General features: G+C 34.4%; 18 protein-coding genes. 11 read left to right on the top strand and 7 right to left on the bottom strand.

The window, feature by feature from the left end; translation table 11 throughout:
- Positions 1 to 198: 198 nt before the first annotated feature.
- The 5 genes from rpoB to fusA all read left to right on the top strand — a co-directional run bounded on the left by rpoB (position 199) and on the right by fusA (position 12,222).
- On the top strand, positions 199 to 4,344 hold the full coding sequence (rpoB, locus tag ACLHDE_RS12715) for a DNA-directed RNA polymerase subunit beta (protein WP_415396790.1): 4,146 nt from the start codon (positions 199 to 201) through the stop codon (positions 4,342 to 4,344).
- Entirely contained in the window at positions 4,337 to 8,854 is a 4,518-nt protein-coding gene (gene rpoC / locus ACLHDE_RS12710) for a DNA-directed RNA polymerase subunit beta' (protein ID WP_415396789.1), read from the top strand. The genes rpoB and rpoC overlap by 8 nt, the downstream gene beginning before the upstream one ends.
- 183 nt (positions 8,855 to 9,037) lie before the next feature.
- A complete protein-coding gene (gene rpsL, locus ACLHDE_RS12705) occupies positions 9,038 to 9,412 on the top strand; it encodes a 30S ribosomal protein S12 (protein ID WP_415396788.1) in 375 nt (124 codons plus the stop codon).
- 240 nt (positions 9,413 to 9,652) lie between these two features.
- Positions 9,653 to 10,120 carry a 30S ribosomal protein S7 gene (rpsG, locus tag ACLHDE_RS12700; protein WP_415396787.1) on the top strand — a complete coding sequence of 156 codons (468 nt, stop codon included), beginning with the start codon at positions 9,653 to 9,655 and terminating at the stop codon, positions 10,118 to 10,120.
- A gap of 11 nt (positions 10,121 to 10,131) precedes the next feature.
- Positions 10,132 to 12,222 carry an elongation factor G gene (fusA, locus tag ACLHDE_RS12695; RefSeq protein ID WP_415396786.1) on the top strand — a complete coding sequence of 697 codons (2,091 nt, stop codon included), beginning with the start codon at positions 10,132 to 10,134 and terminating at the stop codon, positions 12,220 to 12,222.
- 64 nt (positions 12,223 to 12,286) lie between these two features.
- Here the strand turns inward: fusA and ACLHDE_RS12690 are convergent, their stop codons facing one another.
- Entirely contained in the window at positions 12,287 to 12,514 is a 228-nt protein-coding gene (locus tag ACLHDE_RS12690) for a hypothetical protein (protein ID WP_415396785.1), read from the bottom strand.
- Positions 12,515 to 12,575: 61 nt separating this feature from the next.
- On the opposite strand from ACLHDE_RS12690, the gene ACLHDE_RS12685 reads away from it, so the two are divergent.
- On the top strand, positions 12,576 to 13,247 hold the full coding sequence (locus ACLHDE_RS12685) for a hypothetical protein (RefSeq protein WP_415396784.1): 672 nt from the start codon (positions 12,576 to 12,578) through the stop codon (positions 13,245 to 13,247).
- Here the strand turns inward: ACLHDE_RS12685 and ACLHDE_RS12680 are convergent.
- On the bottom strand, positions 13,234 to 13,947 hold the full coding sequence (locus tag ACLHDE_RS12680; RefSeq protein WP_415396783.1) for an arginyltransferase: 714 nt from the start codon (positions 13,945 to 13,947) through the stop codon (positions 13,234 to 13,236). The two genes, ACLHDE_RS12685 and ACLHDE_RS12680, sit on opposite strands and share 14 nt — an antisense overlap.
- A 53-nt stretch (positions 13,948 to 14,000) precedes the next feature.
- On the opposite strand from ACLHDE_RS12680, the gene ACLHDE_RS12675 reads away from it, so the two are divergent.
- Complete coding sequence (locus ACLHDE_RS12675) at positions 14,001 to 14,321, top strand: hypothetical protein (protein ID WP_415396782.1); 321 nt, start codon at positions 14,001 to 14,003, stop codon at positions 14,319 to 14,321.
- Positions 14,322 to 14,404: 83 nt separating this feature from the next.
- On the opposite strand, the gene prfB is transcribed toward ACLHDE_RS12675, so the two are convergent.
- Positions 14,405 to 15,502: a peptide chain release factor 2 gene (gene prfB, locus ACLHDE_RS12670; protein ID WP_415396781.1), complete on the bottom strand. Its 1,098-nt coding sequence runs from the start codon at positions 15,500 to 15,502 to the stop codon at positions 14,405 to 14,407.
- Positions 15,503 to 15,553: 51 nt separating this feature from the next.
- Here prfB and panC point away from each other — a divergent pair, with 51 nt between their 5' ends.
- Positions 15,554 to 16,375 (top strand): pantoate--beta-alanine ligase, encoded by an 822-nt coding sequence (gene panC / locus ACLHDE_RS12665; protein WP_415396780.1) that lies wholly within the window; start codon positions 15,554 to 15,556, stop codon positions 16,373 to 16,375.
- Here the strand turns inward: panC and ACLHDE_RS12660 are convergent.
- From ACLHDE_RS12660 to flgB, 4 genes are all read right to left on the bottom strand, one after another.
- Positions 16,352 to 18,112, bottom strand: coding sequence for a peptidoglycan D,D-transpeptidase FtsI family protein (locus ACLHDE_RS12660; protein ID WP_415396779.1), 1,761 nt, complete (start codon positions 18,110 to 18,112; stop codon positions 16,352 to 16,354). The two genes, panC and ACLHDE_RS12660, sit on opposite strands and share 24 nt — an antisense overlap.
- Before the next feature lie 132 nt (positions 18,113 to 18,244).
- Positions 18,245 to 18,553, bottom strand: coding sequence for a flagellar hook-basal body complex protein FliE (gene fliE, locus ACLHDE_RS12655; RefSeq protein ID WP_415396778.1), 309 nt, complete (start codon positions 18,551 to 18,553; stop codon positions 18,245 to 18,247).
- 14 nt (positions 18,554 to 18,567) lie between these two features.
- Positions 18,568 to 19,059, bottom strand: a complete 492-nt coding sequence (gene flgC, locus ACLHDE_RS12650; RefSeq protein WP_415396777.1) for a flagellar basal body rod protein FlgC — start codon at positions 19,057 to 19,059, stop codon at positions 18,568 to 18,570.
- Between the two features lie 9 nt (positions 19,060 to 19,068).
- Positions 19,069 to 19,500 (bottom strand): flagellar basal body rod protein FlgB, encoded by a 432-nt coding sequence (flgB, locus tag ACLHDE_RS12645; RefSeq protein WP_415396776.1) that lies wholly within the window; start codon positions 19,498 to 19,500, stop codon positions 19,069 to 19,071.
- Positions 19,501 to 19,698: 198 nt separating this feature from the next.
- Between flgB and ACLHDE_RS12640 the strand changes: the two genes are divergently transcribed.
- From ACLHDE_RS12640 to ACLHDE_RS12630, 3 genes are all read left to right on the top strand, one after another.
- Entirely contained in the window at positions 19,699 to 20,112 is a 414-nt protein-coding gene (locus ACLHDE_RS12640; protein WP_415396775.1) for a type II secretion system protein, read from the top strand.
- 136 nt (positions 20,113 to 20,248) lie between these two features.
- Positions 20,249 to 20,704, top strand: a complete 456-nt coding sequence (locus tag ACLHDE_RS12635) for a prepilin-type N-terminal cleavage/methylation domain-containing protein (RefSeq protein ID WP_415396774.1) — start codon at positions 20,249 to 20,251, stop codon at positions 20,702 to 20,704.
- Between the two features lie 10 nt (positions 20,705 to 20,714).
- Positions 20,715 to 22,565 carry a primosomal protein N' gene (locus ACLHDE_RS12630; protein WP_415396773.1) on the top strand — a complete coding sequence of 617 codons (1,851 nt, stop codon included), beginning with the start codon at positions 20,715 to 20,717 and terminating at the stop codon, positions 22,563 to 22,565.
- The last annotated feature ends 45 nt before the right edge of the window (positions 22,566 to 22,610 follow it).

The following is a 22,610-nucleotide window of genomic DNA, read 5'->3' as shown; positions in this document are numbered from 1 at the left end:
CCCCTTTTGGGGCGTACAGGAAATTTATTTCCTGTGCAAACTAGCAAATTTATGGGCGCTTTTACAACGAGATTTAGTCTCTTTGTAAAAGTGCCCTTATGTCGTTTATAAGCACTATAAAATAAGCTCTTGTTAGAGCCCCACAAAATTTATTCAAGGACGCTTGAATATGATACTAATTACTTATCGAGGTAGCCTATGTTAAACACTTTATACTCCGGAAACCGTCTTCGTGTAGACTTCTCTAAAACTCCTCAACAGATAGAAGTACCAAACTTACTACAACTTCAACAAAGTTCATATGACAACTTTTTGATGCTAGATGCTAAAGATAGAGCGGCTAGTGGTATAGAACAAGTATTTCAATCAGTTTTTCCTATTCATGATACTCAAAACAGACTTACTGTTGAATATATTGGTAGTGAAGTTGCAAACCCAAAATATACTGTTAGAGAATGTATGGAACGTGGTCTTACTTATGCTGTTAGCTTAAGAATGAAAACTCGTCTTGTACTTTGGGATAGAGATGAAAACACTAAAGAGAAACTTGGTGTAAAAGATATTAAAGAGCAGAGTATTTTTGTTCGCGATATTCCTCTTATGACAGAGAGAACTTCATTTATCATTAATGGTGTTGAACGTGTTGTTGTAAATCAACTTCACCGTTCACCTGGTGTTATTTTTAAAGAAGAACAGTCAACAACAGCTGGAAATAAACTTATATATACTGGTCAAATTATTCCGGATCGTGGTTCATGGTTATATTTTGAATATGATCCAAAAGATATTCTTTATATGAGAATTAATAAACGTCGTAAAGTTCCTGTAACTATAATGTTTCGTGCTTTAGGTTACTCTAAGCAAGATATTTTAAAACTTTTTTATCCTATTCAAACTATTAGTCTTGAAGATAACAAATTCACAATGGATTTCAATCCGAGTGATTTTGCATCTAGACTTTCTTATGATTTAATAGATACAAACGGTAAAGTACTAGTTCAAGCTGGAAAAAGACTTTCAGCTAAAAAATCACAAAAGTTTATTGATGATGGACTAAAATCGATAGAGTATCCACTTGAGACTCTAATTGACCGTTATTTAGCTGAGCCTATCATCGATCCAGAGACTGGTGAGATTCTTTTTGACACTATGACTCACATTGATGAGACTAAACTTAAGAAGATGGCTGAAATAGGTGTAAGTGAATTTAAAATTGCAAATGATTTAGCTGAAGGCGTTGATGGATCTATTATCAATGCATTCAATGCAGATGCTGACTCACTAAAACTTCTTAAACAAACTGAAGAGATAGAAGACGAAAATGACTTGGCTGCTATTCGTATCTATAAAGTTATGAGACCAGGTGAACCAGTTACTAAAGAAGCTGCGAAAATTTTTGTTAATCAACTTTTCTTTGATCCAGAGAGATATGACCTGACTAAAGTTGGTCGTATGAAAATGAATCATAAGCTAGGACTTAATATTCCAGAATATGTAACAGTTTTAACTCATGAAGATGTAATCAACTCTGTTAAATATGTTATTAAAGTTAAAAATGGTCAAGGTCATATTGATGATAGAGATCACTTAGGTAATCGTCGTATCCGTTCAATCGGTGAGCTTTTAGGTAATGAGTTACATAATGGTCTTATTAAGATGCAAAAAGCGATTCGTGATAAATTATCTACTATGAGTGGACCAATGGCAGAGTTAATGCCTCACGATTTAATCAACTCAAAAATGATTACTTCTACTATCATGGAGTTTTTCTCTGGTGGACAACTTTCTCAGTTTATGGATCAAACAAATCCACTATCTGAAGTTACTCACAAGCGTCGTCTTTCAGCATTAGGTGAAGGTGGTCTTGTTAAAGAGAGAGCTGGTTTTGAAGTGCGTGACGTACACCCGACTCACTATGGTAGAATTTGTCCTATTGAGACTCCAGAGGGTCAAAATATCGGTCTTATAAATACTCTTGCAACTTACTCAAAAGTAAATGAGCATGGTTTTATTGAAGCTCCATATAAAGTTATGAAAGAGGGAAAAGTAACAGATAAAATAGTTTATCTTACTGCAACTCAAGAAGAGGGTGTTAAAATTGCCGCTGCATCAAATAAACTTGATGATAACGGACAATTTATTGATACTCTTGTTACAACAAGAATAGACGGTGAAATTTTACTTCGCCCACCTGTTGAGTGTGAATATGCTGACCTCTCTTCTCATATGGTTGTAGGCGTTGCTGCTTCACTTATTCCTTTCTTAGAACATGATGATGCCAATCGTGCTCTAATGGGATCAAATATGCAACGTCAAGCTGTACCTCTTCTACGTCCACTTGCTCCAATGGTAGGAACAGGTGTTGAAAAACTTGTTGCTCGTGATTCTTGGGAGTGTGTAAAAGCTAAGAGATCTGGTGTAGTTGAAAAAGTTGATGGTAAACATATCTATGTAATGGGTGATGATGACGGAGAAATCTATATAGATTACTATCCATTACAGAAAAACCTTCGTACGAATCAAAATACTTCTTTTGCTCAAAAGCCAATCGTAAATGTTGGACAAAAGGTAAGAAAAGGACAAGTTATTGCTGATGGTCCAAACATGGATCAAGGTGAGTTAGCACTTGGTGTTAATGCAATGGTTGCTTTCATGCCTTGGAATGGTTACAACTTTGAGGATGCTATCGTAATCTCTGAGAGATTAATCCGTAAAGATGCATTTACTTCAGTTCATATTTATGAGAAAGAGCTTGAAGCAAGAGAACTTAAACATGGTGTTGAAGAGATTACTCGTGATATTCCAAATGTTAGAGATGATGAGCTTGTTCATCTTGATGAGTCTGGTATTGTTAAAATTGGTACTCAAATAAGTGGTGGTATGATTTTAGTTGGTAAAGTTTCTCCAAAAGGCGAAGTTAAACCAACTCCTGAAGAAAGATTACTTCGTGCTATCTTTGGTGAAAAAGCTGGACATGTTATAAATAAATCTCTTTACTGCCCTCCAAGTATGGAAGGTGTAGTAGTTGATGTTAAAATCTTTACAAAAAAAGGTTATGACAAAGATCCTCGTGCACTTGAACTTGAAAAAGAAGAACGTGATTATCTTGAGAGAGAACATTATGATCGTCTTCTTATGATAGATAAAGAAGAGATGCTTCGCATTACTAAACTCTTAACAAAAGAGGCTTTAGTTAGTGCCATTAAAATTGCTGATACTGAGTATAAAGCTGGAGATATCATTAATGGTAAAGATTTAGTAGAAGTAAATCGTTTTGCAATGAATGCTATTGTTAAGTCGTTTAGTGAAGAGATTCAAGAAGAGTACAATAAAACTAAAAACTATTTCCAAAAAGAGAAGAGACTTTTCCGTGATGAGCACGAAGAGAAACTAACTATTTTAGAAAAAGATGACATACTAGCAAATGGTGTTGTTAAGTATGTAAAAGTTTATATTGCTACTAAGCGTCAACTAAAAGTTGGTGATAAAATGGCTGGTCGTCACGGAAATAAAGGTATTGTTTCTATAATCGTACCAGAAGTTGATATGCCATATATGGAAGATGGAAGAAGCGTTGATGTATGTCTAAACCCTCTAGGTGTTCCATCTCGTATGAATATTGGACAAATCTTAGAGATGCATCTTGGTATGGCAGGTCGTGAACTTGGTAACCAAATCTTAGAGCAGTTTGAGACAAAACAAAAAGATTTTATTGACAACCTTCGTTCTAAAATGATAGAGATTGCTGATGTTGCAAAGTTGATGAATGCAGCTAAAGTAATCGGTGAGATGAGTGATGAGAAATTCTTGCACTATGCTCGTGACTGGTCAAAGGGTGTTAGATTTGCTACACCAATTTTCGAAGGTGTAAATGCTGTAGAATTTGCTAAATTGTTTGAATTAGCAAAAATGGATACAGATGGTAAAGTTGTACTATACAATGGTTTAACAGGTGAGAAGATAAAAGAGCGTGTTAACGTTGGTTACATGTATATCTTAAAACTTCATCACTTAGTTGATGAAAAAATTCATGCTCGTTCAACTGGACCATACTCTTTAGTTACACAACAGCCGGTTGGTGGTAAAGCACTATTTGGTGGACAGAGATTTGGTGAGATGGAAGTTTGGGCTTTAGAAGCTTATGGTGCTTCTGCAGTTTTAAAAGAGATGCTGACAATCAAATCAGATGATGTTGATGGTCGTGTTCGTGCTTATAAAGCAATTACTAAAGGTGAGCTGATTCCAGCTTCTGGAATTCCGGAGACACTTTTTGTATTAACAAAAGAGCTTCAAGCATTGGCTCTTGATGTAGAGATTTTTGACGAGGTTGAAGACGATGAGTAAATTAGTACCTATTGAAGTAACAGAAGACAAAAGACCAAAAGATATAAAACAGATACAGTTTCGTTTAGCTGCTCCTGAGAAGGTGATGTCTTGGAGTCACGGTGAAGTTAAAAAGCCCGAAACTATTAATTACCGTACTCTTAAGCCAGAACGTGATGGACTTTTTTGTGCGAAAATTTTTGGACCTGTAAGAGACTATGAGTGTCTTTGTGGTAAATACAAGAAGATGCGTTACAAAGGTGTTGTATGTGAGAAGTGTGGTGTTGAAGTAACTAGCACTAAAGTTCGTCGTAACCGTATGGGTCACATCGAACTTGTAACTCCTGTTGCACACATCTGGTATGTAAGTTCATTACCTTCAAGAATAGGTACTCTTCTTGGTATCAAAATGAAAGATTTAGAACGTGTACTTTATTATGAAGCATATATCGTTGAGTCTGGTGGAGAAGCATATTATGATGCAGAAGCAAAAACACCAGTTTTAAAATATGATGTTTTAAACGAAGAGCAGTATCGTACTTTAGTTCAAAGATTTGGTGAGTTAGGTTTTGCTGCTCGTATGGGTGGCGAAGTTATTCGTGATTTACTAGACTCTATTGATTTAGTTGATTTATTTACTCAACTTAAAGAAGATATTGAACTTACAAAATCTGAAGCTAAAAGAAAAACAATTGCAAAAAGACTTAAAGTTATTGAGTCTTTCTTAAATTCTGGAAACAATCCTGCTTGGATGATGTTAACTGTTTTACCGGTACTTCCACCAGATTTAAGACCACTTGTATCACTTGATGGTGGTAAATTTGCAGTTTCTGATGTAAATGACCTTTACCGTCGTGTTATTAACCGTAATCAAAGACTTAAGCGTTTAGTTGAACTAGAAGCTCCCGAGATTATTGTTCGTAATGAAAAACGTATGCTTCAAGAGTCTGTAGATGCATTATTTGATAATGGTCGTCGCGCTAATGCTGTAAAAGGTGCTAACAAGCGTCCACTTAAATCATTAAGTGAAATTATTAAAGGTAAGCAGGGACGTTTCCGTCAAAACTTACTTGGTAAACGTGTTGACTTCTCTGGACGTTCTGTAATTGTTGTTGGACCTACTTTACGTATGGATCAGTGTGGTTTACCTAAGAAAATGGCTTTAGAGCTGTTTAAGCCGCATCTTATTGCAAAGCTTGAAGACAAAGGTTATGCTACTACAGTTAAAGCTGCTAAGAAGATGATTGAAGACAAAACAAACGAAGTTTGGGAGTGTCTAGCTGAGATAGTTGATGGTTACCCGGTTATGCTTAACCGTGCACCAACACTTCACAAGCTTTCTATTCAAGCCTTCCACCCCAAACTTATTGATGGTAAAGCTATTCAGCTTCACCCATTGGTTTGTGCTGCATTTAATGCCGACTTCGATGGTGACCAGATGGCTGTACACGTACCTTTATCTTCTGCTGCTATTGCAGAGTGTAAAGTACTTATGCTTGCATCTATGAATATTATGCTTCCTGCATCTGGTAAGGCTATTGCTACACCATCTCAGGATATGGTTCTTGGACTTTATTACATCACTTTAGAAAAAAATGGTGTAAAAGGTTCAAATAAACTTTTTGCAAATGTTGATGAAGTAAGAATTGCTATTGAGCATGATGCACTTGATTTACATGCAAAAGTTAGAACTAGAATTGATGGTAGAATTATTCACACTACAGCTGGTCGTATGCTTCTTAAAGCAGTTCTTCCAGATTTTGTTCCATCAGAGCTTTGGAATAGAGTTATGAAGAAGAAATATATCAATGAAGTTGTTGATTATGTCCAAAAGCATGGCGGTATCGGTATAACTGCAACATTCTTAGATAACTTAAAAGATTTAGGTTTTAAGCATGCAACTGAAGCTGGTGTATCTATATCTATTGATGATATTATCATCCCAGAAACTAAACCGGCTAAAATTATTGACTCTAAAAATAGAGTTATTGAGATTCAAAAACAATTTGAAGCAGGTCTTTTAACTGAACAAGAGAGATATAATAAGATTATTGACGTTTGGACTGATACTAACAATACACTTGCATCTCAGATGATGGAACTTGTTCAAACTGATAAAGATGGATTTAACTCGATTCATATGATGGCTGATTCTGGTGCTCGTGGTTCTGCTGCACAGATTCGTCAGTTAGCAGGTATGCGTGGTCTTATGGCTAAACCTAGTGGAGATATTATTGAAACGCCGATTGTTTCAAACTTTAAAGAAGGTCTTAATGTAATTGAGTACTTTATTTCTACTCACGGTGCTAGAAAAGGTCTTGCCGATACTGCACTAAAAACAGCGAATGCTGGTTACTTGACTCGTAAACTTGTAGATGTTGCTCAAAATGTTAAGATTGTTGAACATGACTGCCATACTCACGAAGGTATTGAGATTTCAGATATATCTGATCAAAATACTCTAATTGAGTCTTTAGAAGATAGACTTAATGGTAGAGTTTTAGCTGATGATGTTATTGATCCAATCTCTAATGAAATTTTATATGCAGAGGGAACTCTACTTGATGAAGTTAGTGCAAAAGTTATCTCAGAAGCTGGAATTAAAACTGCACATATTAGAACTCCTACAACTTGTAAAAGTGAAAATGGAATCTGTGCTCTATGTTATGGTGTCAATCTTGCAACAGGTCATATTGTTCGTACTGGTGAAGCAGTTGGTATTATTGCTGCGCAGTCAATTGGTGAGCCAGGAACTCAGCTTACACTACGTACATTCCACGTCGGGGGAACTGCAAGTTCAACTGCACAGGAACGTCAAGTTATAGCTGAAAAAGAAGGTTTTATCCGTTATTACAATCTTAAAACTTACGTTTCAAAAGAGGGTAAAAATATAGTTGCAAACAGAAGAAATGCTGCTGTACTTTTAGTTGAGCCTAAAATTAAAGCACCGTTTGCAGGTAAGCTTGAGATTCAAACTATTCATGATGAAGTTATTATTAGTGTATCTTCTGCTAGTGAAACAGTTCGTTACGCTCTTCGTAAAAATGAGATTGCAAAACCAAATGAATTAGCTGGTATTGCTGGACAAATCGAAGGTAAATACTACTTCCCATATGAAAGTGGCTCTGAAGTAGCTGAATCAGAATCTATTGTTGAGACTATTAAAGATGGCTGGAATGTACCGAGTCGTATACCATATGCATCAGAAATCTTAGTTAATAATGGTGCTCCAATAACTCAAAAAATCTTAGCAAAAGAAGAGGGTACTGTTAAGTATTTCCTACTTAAAGGCGATTATTTAGAGAGATTTGAAGGTCTTAAATCTGGTTATGAAGTAGTTGAAAAAGGTTTATTCGCTACAGTAGTAGATACAAACAACCGTGAAGCAATCAGACACTATATTGCTCGTGGTTCTGTTATTGTTACTGAGGATGATGCAATTGTAGATTCAGCAACTCTTATTGCTAAACCAAAAAGTGATGAATCAACTGTTATTGCTGAATGGGATCCATACTCTAACCCAGTAATAACAGAGGCTAATGGTGTAGTTAAATATGAAGACATCATTGCTGGTACTACAGCAACAGAGCAACTTGATGAATTAACTGGTAAAACTCGTCTTATGATAAATGATCATATTTCAGCTGAGTATAAACCAACAATTGTACTTGCTACTGAAGATGGTGAATTACTAAGATATGCTATTAGTCCTAAGTCATCTCTATTTGTTGAAGATGGCGCAACTGTTAAAGTAGCAGATATCATAGCTAAAACACCAAAAGCACTTCAAAAATCAAGTGATATTACAGGGGGTCTTCCTCGTGTATCTGAACTATTTGAAGGTCGTCGTCCAAAAGCAACTGCACTAATCTCAGAGATTGATGGAACAGTAAGCTTTGGTAAACCACTACGTGGAAAAGTTCGTATTGTTATTGCATCAGAAAATGGAATAGTAAAAGAGTACTTTGTAGATAAATCCCATGTTGCAGTTGTTGCTGCAAATGACTTTGTTCACTCAGGTGAGCGTTTAACTACTGGTATTATCTCTTCACATGAGTTACTTCGTATTATGGGTGTAAAAGCACTTTATAACTACCTAGTATCTGAAGTTCAGCAAGTTTACCGTTCTCAAGGGGTAAACATTGCTGATAAGCATATCGAAGTTATCTTTACTCAGATGCTTAGACAAATCAGAATTGTAAAATCTGGTGATACTAAGTTTATTCAAGGTGACTTGATTTCTAAGGCTAAGTTTAAAGCTGAGAATAATAAGATTATTCGTCTTGGCGGTCGTCCATCAATCGCTGAACCATTCTTAGTTGGTATTACAAGAGCTGCTGTTGCAGCTGATAGTATTATCTCAGCTGCGTCATTCCAAGATACAACAAAAGTTCTTACTGAAGCTGCTGTTTCAGCTAAGATTGATGATCTTAATGACCTTAAAGAGAATGTAATTATTGGTCGTACTATTCCTGTTGGAACTGGTATATATAAAGATCAAGAAGTTGTTTTTCAAGACGCAGATCAATAAATAAAATCTTATTTGCTCCTACTCACTTAAGTAGGAGCATTTACTTCTCATTTCAAACTACGATTATTAATCCACACTTAAAATAAGCTAACTTTAATTACATTTTCTGTATTATTACGCGTCTATAACTCTATAAAAAATAGTGAGTTAAATTCTACTGGAAAAATAAAGTAAAGGAATTGTATGCCTACAATCAATCAATTGATTCGTAAAGAGCGTAAAAAAGTGATTAAAAAATCAAAATCACCAGCTCTTGTATCGTGTCCACAGCGTCGTGGTGTTTGTACTCGTGTTTACACAACTACACCAAAAAAACCTAACTCGGCTTTAAGAAAAGTTGCAAAAGTTAGATTAACTTCAGGTTTTGAAGTTATTTCTTATATCGGTGGTGAGGGTCATAACCTTCAAGAGCACTCAATCGTTCTTGTTCGTGGTGGTCGTATCAAAGATTTACCTGGTGTTAAGTATCATATCGTTCGTGGTGCTCTTGATACTGCTGGTGTTGCTAACCGTATGGTTGCTCGTTCTAAATATGGAACAAAGAGACCAAAAAAATAATCTTTGATTATTTTTTTAGTACCGCTATCTGATTAGTACGAAAAACGAGCAAAAGCCCGTTTTACTACGCTAACGCTAAGTTTACTTCGGCAGTATGCCCAAGAGACTAGTTTCTTTTTTAAAGAAAGAAAGCAAAAATGTAATGGCAAAAAGCCAAAATATTCAAGCTAGCTACAGGATTAATCTTAAGTGATTGATTTTGAGTAAATTTGAAAAAATTGAAGAAGAAGGAAATTCTAAATGAGAAGAAGAAAAGCTCCCGTTCGTGAAATTATGCCTGACCCAGTTTATGGAAGCAAAGTTTTAACGAAATTTATAAATAAAATCATGTTAGATGGTAAAAAATCTACAGCAGAAAAAATCATTTACAGTGCAATGGATATCATTAGCTCTCGTGGTGAGAAAACTGGTATAGATACATTTAATGAAGCTATTGAGAATATTAAACCAATTATTGAAGTAAAAAGTCGCCGTGTTGGTGGTGCTACTTATCAAGTTCCAGTAGAAGTACGCCCGGTACGTCAACTATCATTGTCTATCAGATGGTTAATTGATTCTTCTCGTAAGAGAAATGAAAGAACAATGGCTGAAAAGTTAGCAAATGAACTAATGGATGCATCATCTGATAAAGGTAATGCATTTAAGAAAAAAGAAGATACTTACAGAATGGCAGAAGCTAATAAAGCATTTGCTCATTACCGTTGGTAATAGGATAAATTATGGCAAGAAGTCACAACTTAAATGATGTAAGAAATATTGGTATTGCTGCGCATATTGATGCGGGTAAAACTACAACAACAGAAAGAATTTTATTCTATACTGGTGTTGAGCACAAAATCGGTGAAGTTCATGATGGTGCTGCTACTATGGACTGGATGGAACAAGAACAAGAGCGTGGTATTACAATTACTTCAGCTGCAACAACTTGTGAGTGGGCTGGAAAACAGATAAATATTATTGATACTCCGGGTCACGTTGACTTCACTATTGAAGTTGAGCGTTCTATGCGTGTTCTCGATGGTGCTGTTTCTGTTTTCTGTGCAGTTGGTGGCGTTCAGCCTCAATCTGAGACAGTGTGGAGACAACGTAACCGTTATAAAGTTCCATCAATTGTTTTTGTTAACAAAATGGATAGAACTGGTGCAGATTTCTACGAAGTTGAAAAACAAATTACTGAAAAGTTAAAAGGTAACCCGGTTCCTATTCAATTACCAATCGGTGCTGAAGAAAACTTCCAAGGTGTTGTAGATTTAGTGAAAATGAAAGCTATAGTTTGGGATATAGATGCTGCAATGGGTTCAAATTACCATGAAGAAGAGATTCCAGCTGATTTAGTAGAACTTGCTGAAGAATATCGTGAAAAGATGATTGAATCTATCTCTGAAGCTGATGGTAATGAAGAACTAGCTGAGAAATACCTAGAGGGTGAAGAATTAGCAAATGAAGAGATTGTTGCAGGTATAAAAGCTGCTACAATCGGTATGCATATAGTTCCTATGCTTCCAGGTACAGCATTTAAAAACAAAGGTGTTCAGACTTTACTTGACGCTGTTGTTGCTTACCTTCCATCTCCTATAGAGTCACCTGCAATTACGGGTACATTAATGGATGATGAAGAAGTAGAAATAGCTGTTCCTTCAACTGATGATGGTGATTTTGCAGCATTAGCATTCAAAATTATGACTGACCCATTTGTTGGTGTATTAACTTTTATTCGTGTTTACCGTGGTTCATTAGAAGCAGGTTCATTCGTTCATAACTCTACTAAAGATAAGAAAGAACGTATCGGCCGTATCGTGAAAATGCATGCAATCAAGCGTGAAGAAGTAAAAGCGATTTACGCAGGTGAAATTGGTGCAGTTGTTGGTCTTAAATCAACTACTACTGGTGATACTTTATGTACAGGTGAAGAGAAAGTTGTCTTAGAGAGAATGGACTTCCCTGAACCAGTTATCTCTGTTGCGGTTGAGCCAAAAACTAAAGCTGACCAAGAAAAAATGGGTATTGCTTTAAGTAAACTAGCTGCTGAAGATCCATCTTTTAGAGTTCATACTGATGAAGAAACAGGACAAACTATTATTTCAGGAATGGGTGAGTTACACCTTGAAATCCTTGTAGATAGAATGAAACGTGAATTCAAAGTTGAAGCTGAAGTTGGTGCTCCACAAGTTTCTTACCGTGAGTCTATTAAAGATGAAGTTGAGCAAGAGTACAAATATGCTAAGCAATCTGGTGGTCGTGGTCAATTTGGTCATGTTTACCTTAGAATTAAGCCAGGTGCTCCAGACAGCGGATTCGTATTTCACAATGAAATCAAAGGTGGGGCTGTTCCAAAAGAATTTATTCCTGCAGTTGAAAAAGGTTGTGCTGAGACAATGCAAAATGGTGTTCTTGCAGGTTATCCAATGGAAGACATTGATATTACTCTATATGATGGTTCATATCATGATGTCGATTCAAATGAGATGGCATTTAAACTTGCAGCATCTATGGGATTTAAAGAGGGTTGTCGTAAAGCACGTCCAGCTATCTTAGAACCATTAATGAAAGTTGAAGTTGAAGTTCCTGAAGACTTTATGGGTGATGTAATCGGTGACCTTAACCGTCGTCGTGGACAAATTAATAATATGAGTGACCGTTCAGGTAACAAAATTGTTGATGCATTTGTTCCACTTTCTGAGATGTTTGGTTACTCAACTGATCTTCGTTCTGCAACTCAAGGTAGAGCTACATACTCTATGGAATTTGATCACTATGAAGAAGTTCCAAAAAATGTTTCTGAAGAGATTCAGAAAAAGAGAAACGGCTAAACTTTTTTAAATACTATCTCCATTATGGAGATAGTATTTTCTCCTACATCTAAAAATTCACCTTTTATTTTTTTTCAAATAATTTAGCAATAAAGCCAGAAACAGCTCTTAGAAAAAAAAGTACTAAATATACAAATAATGTATATAACAACGGATGTATATAGTTAGCCTTTTCTTGCATTAGTCCAAGTCTAGCAACTGGATCACTTAGCATATCTGGATGCATAAGAAATATTAGCAACGTAAGCAACGCAGTGTATATAATAAACTCTTTTTTTAATATATTAATCATGCGATTATTTTATCATTATTATTCTGATATAATACAAAAAAATAAAATTTATGGAAGTTTTATGATTAAAATAGCTGTTTTATCTCTTTTAGCAACACTCTTAATAGCCCAAAATCCCAAAGTTTACTCCGCACTAGGTGATGTTATATATGATAACGTAGATAATATTGAGAAGTTAAAAAAGATACCTGAGTTTTCTCGGTTTAATCAAAAAATTGATTCATATGTTAAAGAAGTTTATAAAGCTAAAGATGTAGGTTTTGCTATAGAAGCTGGTGATAAAACAAAAGATAAAACAGAGTATTTACAAACTATTAGAGAATTATCAAAAACAAATGATTTTTTTTATAGAACTACAGTAAGCTCTTATAAGTCTTCAATAACAAATCAAGACAATACACTATTTTCTAAGACTATCAATTCAGGACTTATTGATACTAAAAAGTATAAACCTGAGATTTTGGAGTACTATTTTGCAAACTGCAACGACATGAATGAGAGTGGTGTTATACAAAATTACTTAGATGAAAATGAGATGCTAAAACAAAAGCAAACTCTATCTAAGAAACCTACTTTAAGTAAAAAACATATTCAAGAAGCAAAGATAAAACGTATACGCGAAAAAGATAAAGCTGAGCAAGAATCAATACAAAAGACTTTAGAAGATGAGCTGGTTAAAAAAAAGAGTGATATTCGTAAAGAACAAGTAGAAGAGTTGACTAAACCCAAATAAATGCTCCATCTTCCTTAGGTCTTCCTTGTAATGTAAGGAATGGCTTGTAATCTGCCTTATAAGATAGCGATGAACAATCTTTTACATAATAACCTAGATATATCCAATTTTTATCTTGTGCCTTGGCAAACTTAATTTGAAAAAGAAGTGACAATTTTCCAAGACTATACTTCATATAATCAGGATCATAATAGAAATAAATAGAAGATATACCATCTTCAAGTATATCGATTAAATCTACGCCAATGAGCTTATCCTCATCATAATATAATACTTCATATCCAAAACCATTATGACCGTTTACAAAAGAGTTATAGTAACTTTGAGGGCTTGTTTTACTATGATTCCACTCTTTTCTTTCTTTCATATGCAGATGATATTTCTCAAAAAGGTCTAAATGAGCCTGAGTCATTGTAGGTATCTGTATATAGCTTTTTATAAATTGTGCTTTTTTTATAACTCTTCTATATGATTTAGAGAATTTAAAATCTTTCACATTAATTTTTATACTTTTACATTCATCACAATTAGCGCAGATAGGTCTGAAATACATCTTACCAAATCTTCTATAACCTCTTTCTATGAGTTCTTGACACTGATATGCATCACAGTCATCAATGACCTTATAATGAGTAGTTTGTTTTTCATCGTTTAGATATGAACATTTGTCATCAAGTGAAAATTCTTTAAGTAGATTCATATTGTGATTTTGACATAATTAACGTTATAATTGGTAAACTAAAAAGGTGAATTTTGGAATTTTTTAATAAACATAAAATATTAGTATTTAGAAGTGCAGGTGTTTTTATGCTTCTTATAGGTTTTGTTGTACATTTTTGGGTTACACCAAAAGAAGGTTTCAGTAAAAATGAAATTGCAGCAGCAAATGTAGCAAGAATGGAAGCTAGGACTTCTGGAAGTTCTAGCTCTAGCAAATCAAAGCCAGATGCATCTAAGTATGTTGAAGAACTTAAAAATACTCAAGCTAAGCAGATTCAGTACTTAACAATCATAGCTATGATATCAGGTGTGGGATTTTTAGGTTATAGTTTTATAAAGAAAAAAGAAGAATAATTCCTAAGTACCCTCGGTTCTATTATGAGTTTCGGTGAACATTTTTTTTTGAAAATATTCCCTGCACTCAAAATTGAGGGTACTTATGCCTTATTCTGAGCTATTAAAACATCCTCTAACATCTTATCTATATCACCATCTAAGATGCCAGATACATTTGAGTAGGCTTGATTGCTTCTTGTGTCTTTAACCTGTTGATAGGGTTGCATAACGTAAGAGCGTATCTGATGTCCCCAACCTATTTCACTCTTTGCAACCCCGTCTAGTTCTGCTTTTTGAGCTTCTAGCTCTAGCTCGTAAAGGCGAGATTTTAGCATTTTCATAGCTGTAGCTTTGTTTTTATGCTGACTTCTGTCATTTTGACATTGAACTACTACTCCTGTTTCTATGTGTGTTAGTCGTATTGCAGATTCTGTTTTGTTGACATGTTGTCCACCAGCACCACTTGAACGGTATGTATCTATACGAATATCTTTATCTTCAACTACAATATTAATATCATCGTCTATTTCAGGCGAAACCATTACAGAACTAAAAGAAGTATGTCTTTTTGCATTTGAATCAAATGGTGAGATACGAACAAGTCTGTGAATGCCATTTTCTACTTTTAAGTATCCATAAGCATTTTCACCTTTGATGATTATGGATACATCTTTGATACCGGCTTCATCACCAACTTGATAGTCTAAGACCTCTACAATAAAACCATGTCTCTCAGCCCATCTCTTATACATACGCAGTAGCATCTCAGCCCAGTCTTGTGACTCTGTACCTCCAGCTCCTGGGTGGATGGAAAGAATAGCATTATTGGAATCAGTTTCGCCACTTAATAGAACCGCAACTTCCATATTTAGTATAAGCTGCTCTAACTCTTCGCTTTCACTAAAGCATGATTCTATGGTCTCTTCATCATTTTCTTCTTTTGCCATCTCATAAAGTTCTTTAGCATCTGTTATAGCATCTTTAGCTACATAAAATTTATCTAGTTTTCTTTGAAGTTGAGTTTTTTCTTTTTGAATTTTTGCAGCATTAGAAGCATCATTCCAAAATTCTTGGTCATTTTCTAACTCTTCGATCTCTTCTAGCCTGTTAGTAAGTTTCTCAGGTTCTACAACACCAGTAATGTTGTCCATTTTTAAATTTAAATTTTTTAATAGTTCTGTGTATTCATAATTATCCATAAATGACTTCCAATGTTGTATAATTGCGATTATATTAAATTGAGGCTTAAAATGAAGATTATATCTACTCCAATAGAGTTAAAAGAGTATTTGAAAAACTTTAATAAAACAATAGGATTCGTTCCAACAATGGGTGCTCTGCATGAAGGGCATATAACTCTTATTAAAGAAGCAAGAAAAGCCAATGAATTAGTTGTAGTCTCTATTTTTGTCAATCCGACACAGTTTTTAAAAGGTGAAGATTTAGACAAGTATCCTAGAAAAGATGAGGCGGATAAAAAAATTTGTGAGCTTAGTGGAGTTGATATACTTTTTTTTCCAGATGCAAGTAGCATCTATAGCAAAGACGAAGTAAGTATTTTAGCACCAAATGTGCGTGGATTTGTTTTAGAAGGGTTCAGTCGTCCAGGGCATTTTAGCGGGGTTCTTACAGTTGTTATGAAACTCTTAAACATAGTAAATCCAACAAAAGCGTATTTTGGTAAAAAAGATGCTCAACAACTAAACCTAATAGCTCTTATGGTAAAACAATATTTTATGAATGTAGAGATTGTTGGAGTAGATACTGTTAGAGATAGCGACGGACTAGCTCTGAGTAGTAGAAATGTATATCTTAGTACAAAAGATAGAAAAGAAGCTCTAAAAATATCATCTTCACTTCAAACAGCTGCAAAAATGATTTTAAAAGATGTAGTAAATGTAGAAAATATTATAAAAGAAATGAGAGAAGTTCTCAATCCACTCGAAATCTTTTATGTAGAGATTTTAAATCTTGATTTTGAAATAATAAAAGAAGTAGAGCTAGGAAATACAGTTATCTTAGTAGAAGCTAAAGTTGGTGACACAAGACTACTCGACAACATCTGGCTTTAGATAACCTTCCTCAACCATAATGTCTACAGCTTTTTTGTAGACAGGAACGGCAGTTTGAGCTGCGAACTGACTACTTTTTGGTTGGATAACTACAACTCCCATTGTGTACTTCTTTCGCTTGTCGTTTGTAAAACCTAAAAAAGCAGTATTATATTTGTTTATGTATTGGCCATTTTCAACAATATGAGCTGTCCCTGTTTTACCACCAATGATTAAACCATCTATTTTGGCTTTTTCACCTGTTCCTTCATTTACTGTTTTGATTAAAATCTTTTTAATTCTATTTGCCGTGGAACTTTTAATAACCTGTATCTGTTTTTCACTTTCTATAGGAATATTTTGACCTCTTGCATCTATAAAGTTACTAACTATTTTTGGAGTAATAATTCTACCGTTATTATTAAATGCACTATATGCACGGATTAGTTGTAGAAGGTTTACTCTCATCCCATAACCATAAGATGATGTGGCTTTGTATATTTCGTTATTAAGTCTTTTAGCACTTGGGACTGAACCAACTTTTTCATATATAAGATCATTAGTGGATTTTTTTGTAAAACCAAAACTTTTGTAACCTTCATTAAGCTCAACACCAGACAATTTTTGAACCAATTGAGCAATACCAATATTGGAAGAATGTACAATAACATTTTCAGCGCTTAGCCAATCAAATTTATGCTCATCCGTTATAACCTTTCTTCCTATCTTAAAGCGACCATTATGTCCGTTTACTAAGTCGTAAGGATTTACAAGACCTTTATCAAGAAGTAGGGCAAAAGTTAGAGTCTTTACAACACTTCCAGGCTCAAAACTATACTCTGAGATAGCACTGTTTAAAAATGGATAATCACTTCTTTTGATATCCTTTGGAAAAAATCTGTTTGAGCTAGCCATAGTAATTACTTTTCCATTTCTAGAGTTCATAATAACTATAATAATCTGCTTTGCTTTTAACTGCTCTTTCATAGAGTCAAGCATCTTTTCTACTCTTATTTGAAGACCTACTGGAATATTTATTTTTATATCTAGTCCATTGATATTTGGTTTAGAAAAGCTCTCTTTATTCAAGATAATATAGCCATTTACATCTCTTTTGCCTTGACTAAGCTCATTTTGTCTAGCTGAGAGAGCCATATCAAATCTTTTTTCTAAGCCTTTTACACCTTTTATGTATGTATAACCATTCTCTTCTAGTTTATGTGGGTAGCCGATAAGAGGTGTCATAAGATTACCATATGGATATTCTCTACTCTCTCCACTCTCAATTACACTTAACCCATGTAGGGTTGTTTGGCCTGTACGAGGATTTTTTCTCTCTACAAAAACATTATAACGTCTAAGCTCATAAGCGAGTTTTTTAAGATACTGCGCTCTTTTTTCAGGAATGTTGTAGCTTAGAACAACAACACCTTTTCTTTTTGAGAGTTTCTTTTTTATATTTTTTGAGCTTATCCCAGAGTAGATGCTAAAGAGTTCAACGAAAAGTTCCATCTTTTGAGGGTCTATATAGTGAGTATTTACAATAGCTTTGTATAATTTTTTCGTAGTAGCAATATGAAAGCCATCTGCACTAATAATTGATCCTCTTTGAGCTTTAGAAGAATTTTTTGTGTAAAGGGATGGTAAGTGGCGTGATTTTAAAACTGTTAGAAGCATTACGCTTAAAAAGATTAAAAAACCTATACTTATAAGCGCATATAGAAGAAATATTTTTTTACTTTTATTTTGGTTTTTCAAATCAGTTACTTTTTTATGCAGATTATATCATAAGAGTTGTAGATTCTTAGCTTTGAAAAAGCTAAAGCTTATACGAAAATAATTCAATATGTTTTTGCATAAGCCTTTAGGTGAATAGCAATCATATATTAATTAAAGTTGTGTTCTACCTAGTTCTTTGTAGGCATTAAGAGCCTTGTTTCTAATTTCTAGCATAAGTTTCATACTTGTCTCAGCTTTATTTATAGCAAGAGCCGCTTGATGTAGGTCTTTTACCTGACCAGTTGCCATATCACTAATAGCAGTTTCACTGTCAACTTGAAGTTCATTTACTTCATTAAGTGCGGATTTTAAATGACCAGCGAAGTCTTCACTACCACTACCATCTAGCTTACTTTTTTGCTTTAAAAGCTCTGCTGTTGATGTTCCTGATAAGCCATTTATTTTTCCAAATTCACTCATACTATATCCTTATTTTACTGCAATAGTGAAATTGCAGAATTTGCCATATTTTTCGAACTCTCAAATGCAGCTACATTTGATTGATATGAACGAGTCGCTTCTACTAGATCGGCCATTTCGATCACAGGATTAATATTTGGGTATGCAACATAACCATTTGCGTCTGCATCTGGATGTGATGGGTCAAATTTCATCTTAGGCTCACTGTCATCTCTTGAAATCTTATCAACTATAACACTCATTATAGCAGGATTTACTTTTTGGCCAAAATTACCTTCATTCAAAGGATCTTCATATTTGGCACTCTCACTCATCTTGCCAAGTGCTTTGTTGAACTGTTCATTAAAGTCGATAGCTTTAAAAATAACCTCTTTTCTTCTATAAGGACCACCTTCTTCAGTTCTTGTCGTTTGTGCATTTGCGATATTTTGAGAGATAGTATTTACACGAACACGCTGAGCGCTTAACCCATAACCGCTAATATCAAAACTGCTTAAAAATGACATATTTTATCCTTAATTTACTTTAGCTGAAGCGTCAATAACACTTTTAAAAATCATGCTATCTTTTTTATTGGCTTGAATTAGAGCGTTAAACATAATTGAGTTTTTACTCATTTCTGTTGTCTCGACATCTAAGTCAACGCTATTTCCGTCATTTCTAGCCATATGCCCATCTCTAAAAAATGTTGTAGGTTTGTAATTACCTTTTTCATTATGTAGTGGAATGTGTGCTCCATCAGTTTGAGCCAATGCTAATTTGTCACTGCCTTCATTTAAGATGTCAGCTTTCTTGCGTGCGAGAGCATCTGCAAAACTTATATCTCTTGGTCTATAAAAAGGAGTATCAGCATTTGCAATGTTTGAAGATATCATATCTTGTCTCATAGCTCTGTAATCAAGGGCATCTGAAATTAATCCATGTACACGTGATACTTCAATACTCATACTAACTCCTTATATTTTAAAAAGTATAAGCAAATATAGTTCCAAAATTAAGATTTTACTTATTGTTTGGGATTTTATATTAAAAAAATAAAAGATAATAATGTAGTAACTATATTTAAGCATACTTTAACACTTTCTACTGAATAATGCTTGTAAGGTTATTAGAGTAACCCAATTTTTTTAATTCAAGGAGTTCTTATGAAAAGAGCTGGTTTTACTATGATCGAATTGATCTTTGTTATCGTTATTTTAGGTATTTTAGCTGCTGTGGCTATTCCAAAGCTTGCTGCTACTCGTGAAGATGCTACTGCTACTGCTACTTTAGCAACTTTTAAAACAGCAATCAATCAGATTCAAGCTTCAACTACTGCGCAGGGTTCAGTTCCTGATTTTACAACTATTGTTGACCCTGGTACAAACTTGGGTGTAGCAACAGCTGTTATTACAGCTAGAGCAGATGCTACTACGACGTGTGCAACTGCTACAAATACAACTTCTGGAACGGATCAGATTTTAGTAGTTGATATTCAAACTCAATCAGCTGGATGTATATTATTTGCAAATATGGTTGATTATAATGTTTCTTTAACTGGTTCGGCTATAAGTCGCTAACTGTTTCTCGTTCCATCTCTCCTGAGATGGAACTCATATACACAATCTTTACCTCTTTAAAAATCATAAACTTTAAACGAAAATAATGTTAATATAGTAGATTAAATAATCTAAACATTTTTTCAAGGAACTTCTTATGCAAAAATCAAAAAATGCTTTTACGATGATTGAGATGGTATTTGTTATCGTTATTTTGGGAATTTTAGCAGCTATTGCTATTCCAAAATTTGCAGCAACGCGTACAGATGCTGAAATAACTAAAGGTCGTTCGGATGTTGCTTCTATTCGTTCCGCTATAGTGAGCGAGAGGCAAGCTCGGCTTATTCGTGGAGATAGTGATTGGATAACAGTATTGAGTCAAAATACTACAACACTATTTGATGGAAATGGTACTAGTGAGCTTTTAATGTATGGAATAGCGGCAGGAACTGGTTCTGGTAGTTGGCAGAGTACCAGTGGAACAGCTTATACCTATACAATACAGTCAACAGCTGTACCTTTTACTTACGCGCCAACAACAGGTAGATTCACTTGTAGTACAACAGCAGGAACTGCTGAGCAAAATGCACTTTGTGTAAATCTTATAAATTAGATATAAATTATTGAATTTTTATAACATCTCACTTCTTGGCTCTCCTCTTGAGCCATTTACATATAATTCATTACAAACTATAGGAATAGGTACTAGAGTAAGTGTAAATGTTAGAAATAGGCTTGTAAATGGTGTTGTCATTTCTAAAAGAAGTGAACCTGACTTTAAAACTTTAGAAATTCTAGAGATAAGTGAATTTACTTACTCTAAAAAACAAATAGAACTTGCAAAATTTATCTCAACTTATTATGTCTGCTCTTTGGGTGAAGCATTAGGTGTTATGACTCCTTTTTCTATATCGATTGATAGTCCTATTATTAACAATAAAAAGGAAGAATATAATAGTAAAATAGCACTTTCTAAAAAACAAGAAGATGCTCTGGTGTTTTTAAAACAGAATCCTGTTTCGCTTCTTTTTGGAGATACAGGTAGTGGAAAGACTGAGATATATATGAAGTATTTTGAGGAGATTATTAGCTCTGGTAAACGCTCAATTTTTTTAATGCCTGAAATCTCTCTAACACCTCAAATGAGCCAAAGACTAGAAGAACATTTTGGTGAGTCAGTTGTAATGTGGCATTCAAAACTAACTCCTTTGCAAAAAAGAAAAGCACTCCAAAAGATTTACAATGGAAGTGCTAAAATTGTTGCAGGTCCTCGTTCAACTCTATTTTTACCAATAAATGACTTAGGCTTAATAGTTGTTGATGAAGAACATGATGATAGTTATAAATCATCATCAAGACCTCGTTACAATGCTAGAGATATAGCTATTTATATGGGCAAACTTTATGATGTACCTGTGATTTTAGGTAGTGCTACACCATCTTTAAACACTTTTACCAAGTTTCCTTATTATAGATTAAGAGGTGGTTTTTTTAACTCAAATAGAGAGTTTATATATGAAAAATCTGTTGAAACATTATCTCCGTTGATTTTAGATAGTTTAAAAAGCACTTTAGAGACAAAAGACCAAGCAATAGTTTTTCTTCCAACTAGGGCAAATTTTAAGTATTTGATATGTCAAGATTGTGGACATACAACTCAGTGTGTGTTTTGTAGTATTGGAATGAGCATACATCAAAAGTCTCATGCTTTGAAGTGTCACTACTGTAACTATACTCAAGCTATTCCTCAAGTCTGTAGTGAGTGTAGAAGTCCATCTTTGGTTAGTTCACGACTTGGAACTGCTGAAGCAGTTAAAGTGATAAGTGAAGAGTTTACAGAGGCTAATATAGAACAGTTTGATAGAGATGCCATAACAACAGCGAACAAATTAAAAAAAGCACTAAAGCGTTTTAACTCTCATGAAACAGATATACTTGTAGGAACTCAGATGCTAAGTAAAGGACATGACTATCATGGAGTAACTTTAGCTGTAGTTCTAGGTATGGATAATATGCTAAACATGAGTGATTACAGAGCTAGAGAGAAGGCTCTATCTTCACTTATTCAAGTCTCAGGACGAAGTGGAAGGGCTAAAAATGCCAAGGTTTTAGTTCAGAGTTTCAATGAAGAATTTTTTAGTACTTATATGAATAATTATGAAGAGTTTTTAGAAGAAGAAAAAACATACCGTCAAGATTTGTACCCTCCATATAAAAAACTTTGCCGTATTCTTTTTTCTCATAAAAATGGGGCAAAAGCACAAGAACAGATGCGTAAGATGCAGGGGTTATTATCTCGTGAAGCAAACATAGAAGTAGTTGGCTCTGGAAAGTGTGCTGTTGAGAGGATTGCAAATAAGTATAGATTTGAGATACTTCTTCGTTCAGATAAAAGTACGGACTTAATCAAAGCTATCTCTAGATGCAAGGTAGATTTAGCAGAAGTAGACATGGACCCGATAGAATTCGGTTAAAAAGTAAAATATTCATATATCTTCGTCTTTACTGCGTTCGTCACT

Origin of the sequence: Sulfurimonas iocasae, from assembly GCF_047716755.1 — a bacterium.
Taxonomy (GTDB): Bacteria; Campylobacterota; Campylobacteria; order Campylobacterales; family Sulfurimonadaceae; genus Sulfurimonas.
Note: the sequence above shows the minus strand (reverse complement) of the source record. Positions and strands in the feature narration are given on the sequence as shown.

What these genes read in the sequence shown, in the direction of transcription:
- rpoB (WP_415396790.1), top strand. Translation starts at nt 199, where the DNA reads ATGTTAAACACTTTATACTCCGGAAACCGTCTTCGTGTAGACTTCTCT.
- rpoC (WP_415396789.1), top strand. Translation starts at nt 4,337, where the DNA reads ATGAGTAAATTAGTACCTATTGAAGTAACAGAAGACAAAAGACCAAAA.
- rpsL (WP_415396788.1), top strand. Translation starts at nt 9,038, where the DNA reads ATGCCTACAATCAATCAATTGATTCGTAAAGAGCGTAAAAAAGTGATT.
- rpsG (WP_415396787.1), top strand. Translation starts at nt 9,653, where the DNA reads ATGAGAAGAAGAAAAGCTCCCGTTCGTGAAATTATGCCTGACCCAGTT.
- fusA (WP_415396786.1), top strand. Translation starts at nt 10,132, where the DNA reads ATGGCAAGAAGTCACAACTTAAATGATGTAAGAAATATTGGTATTGCT.
- ACLHDE_RS12690 (WP_415396785.1), bottom strand. Translation starts at nt 12,514, where the DNA reads ATGATTAATATATTAAAAAAAGAGTTTATTATATACACTGCGTTGCTT.
- ACLHDE_RS12685 (WP_415396784.1), top strand. Translation starts at nt 12,576, where the DNA reads ATGATTAAAATAGCTGTTTTATCTCTTTTAGCAACACTCTTAATAGCC.
- ACLHDE_RS12680 (WP_415396783.1), bottom strand. Translation starts at nt 13,947, where the DNA reads ATGAATCTACTTAAAGAATTTTCACTTGATGACAAATGTTCATATCTA.
- prfB (WP_415396781.1), bottom strand. Translation starts at nt 15,502, where the DNA reads ATGGATAATTATGAATACACAGAACTATTAAAAAATTTAAATTTAAAA.
- panC (WP_415396780.1), top strand. Translation starts at nt 15,554, where the DNA reads ATGAAGATTATATCTACTCCAATAGAGTTAAAAGAGTATTTGAAAAAC.
- fliE (WP_415396778.1), bottom strand. Translation starts at nt 18,553, where the DNA reads ATGAGTGAATTTGGAAAAATAAATGGCTTATCAGGAACATCAACAGCA.
- flgC (WP_415396777.1), bottom strand. Translation starts at nt 19,059, where the DNA reads ATGTCATTTTTAAGCAGTTTTGATATTAGCGGTTATGGGTTAAGCGCT.
- flgB (WP_415396776.1), bottom strand. Translation starts at nt 19,500, where the DNA reads ATGAGTATTGAAGTATCACGTGTACATGGATTAATTTCAGATGCCCTT.
- ACLHDE_RS12640 (WP_415396775.1), top strand. Translation starts at nt 19,699, where the DNA reads ATGAAAAGAGCTGGTTTTACTATGATCGAATTGATCTTTGTTATCGTT.
- ACLHDE_RS12635 (WP_415396774.1), top strand. Translation starts at nt 20,249, where the DNA reads ATGCAAAAATCAAAAAATGCTTTTACGATGATTGAGATGGTATTTGTT.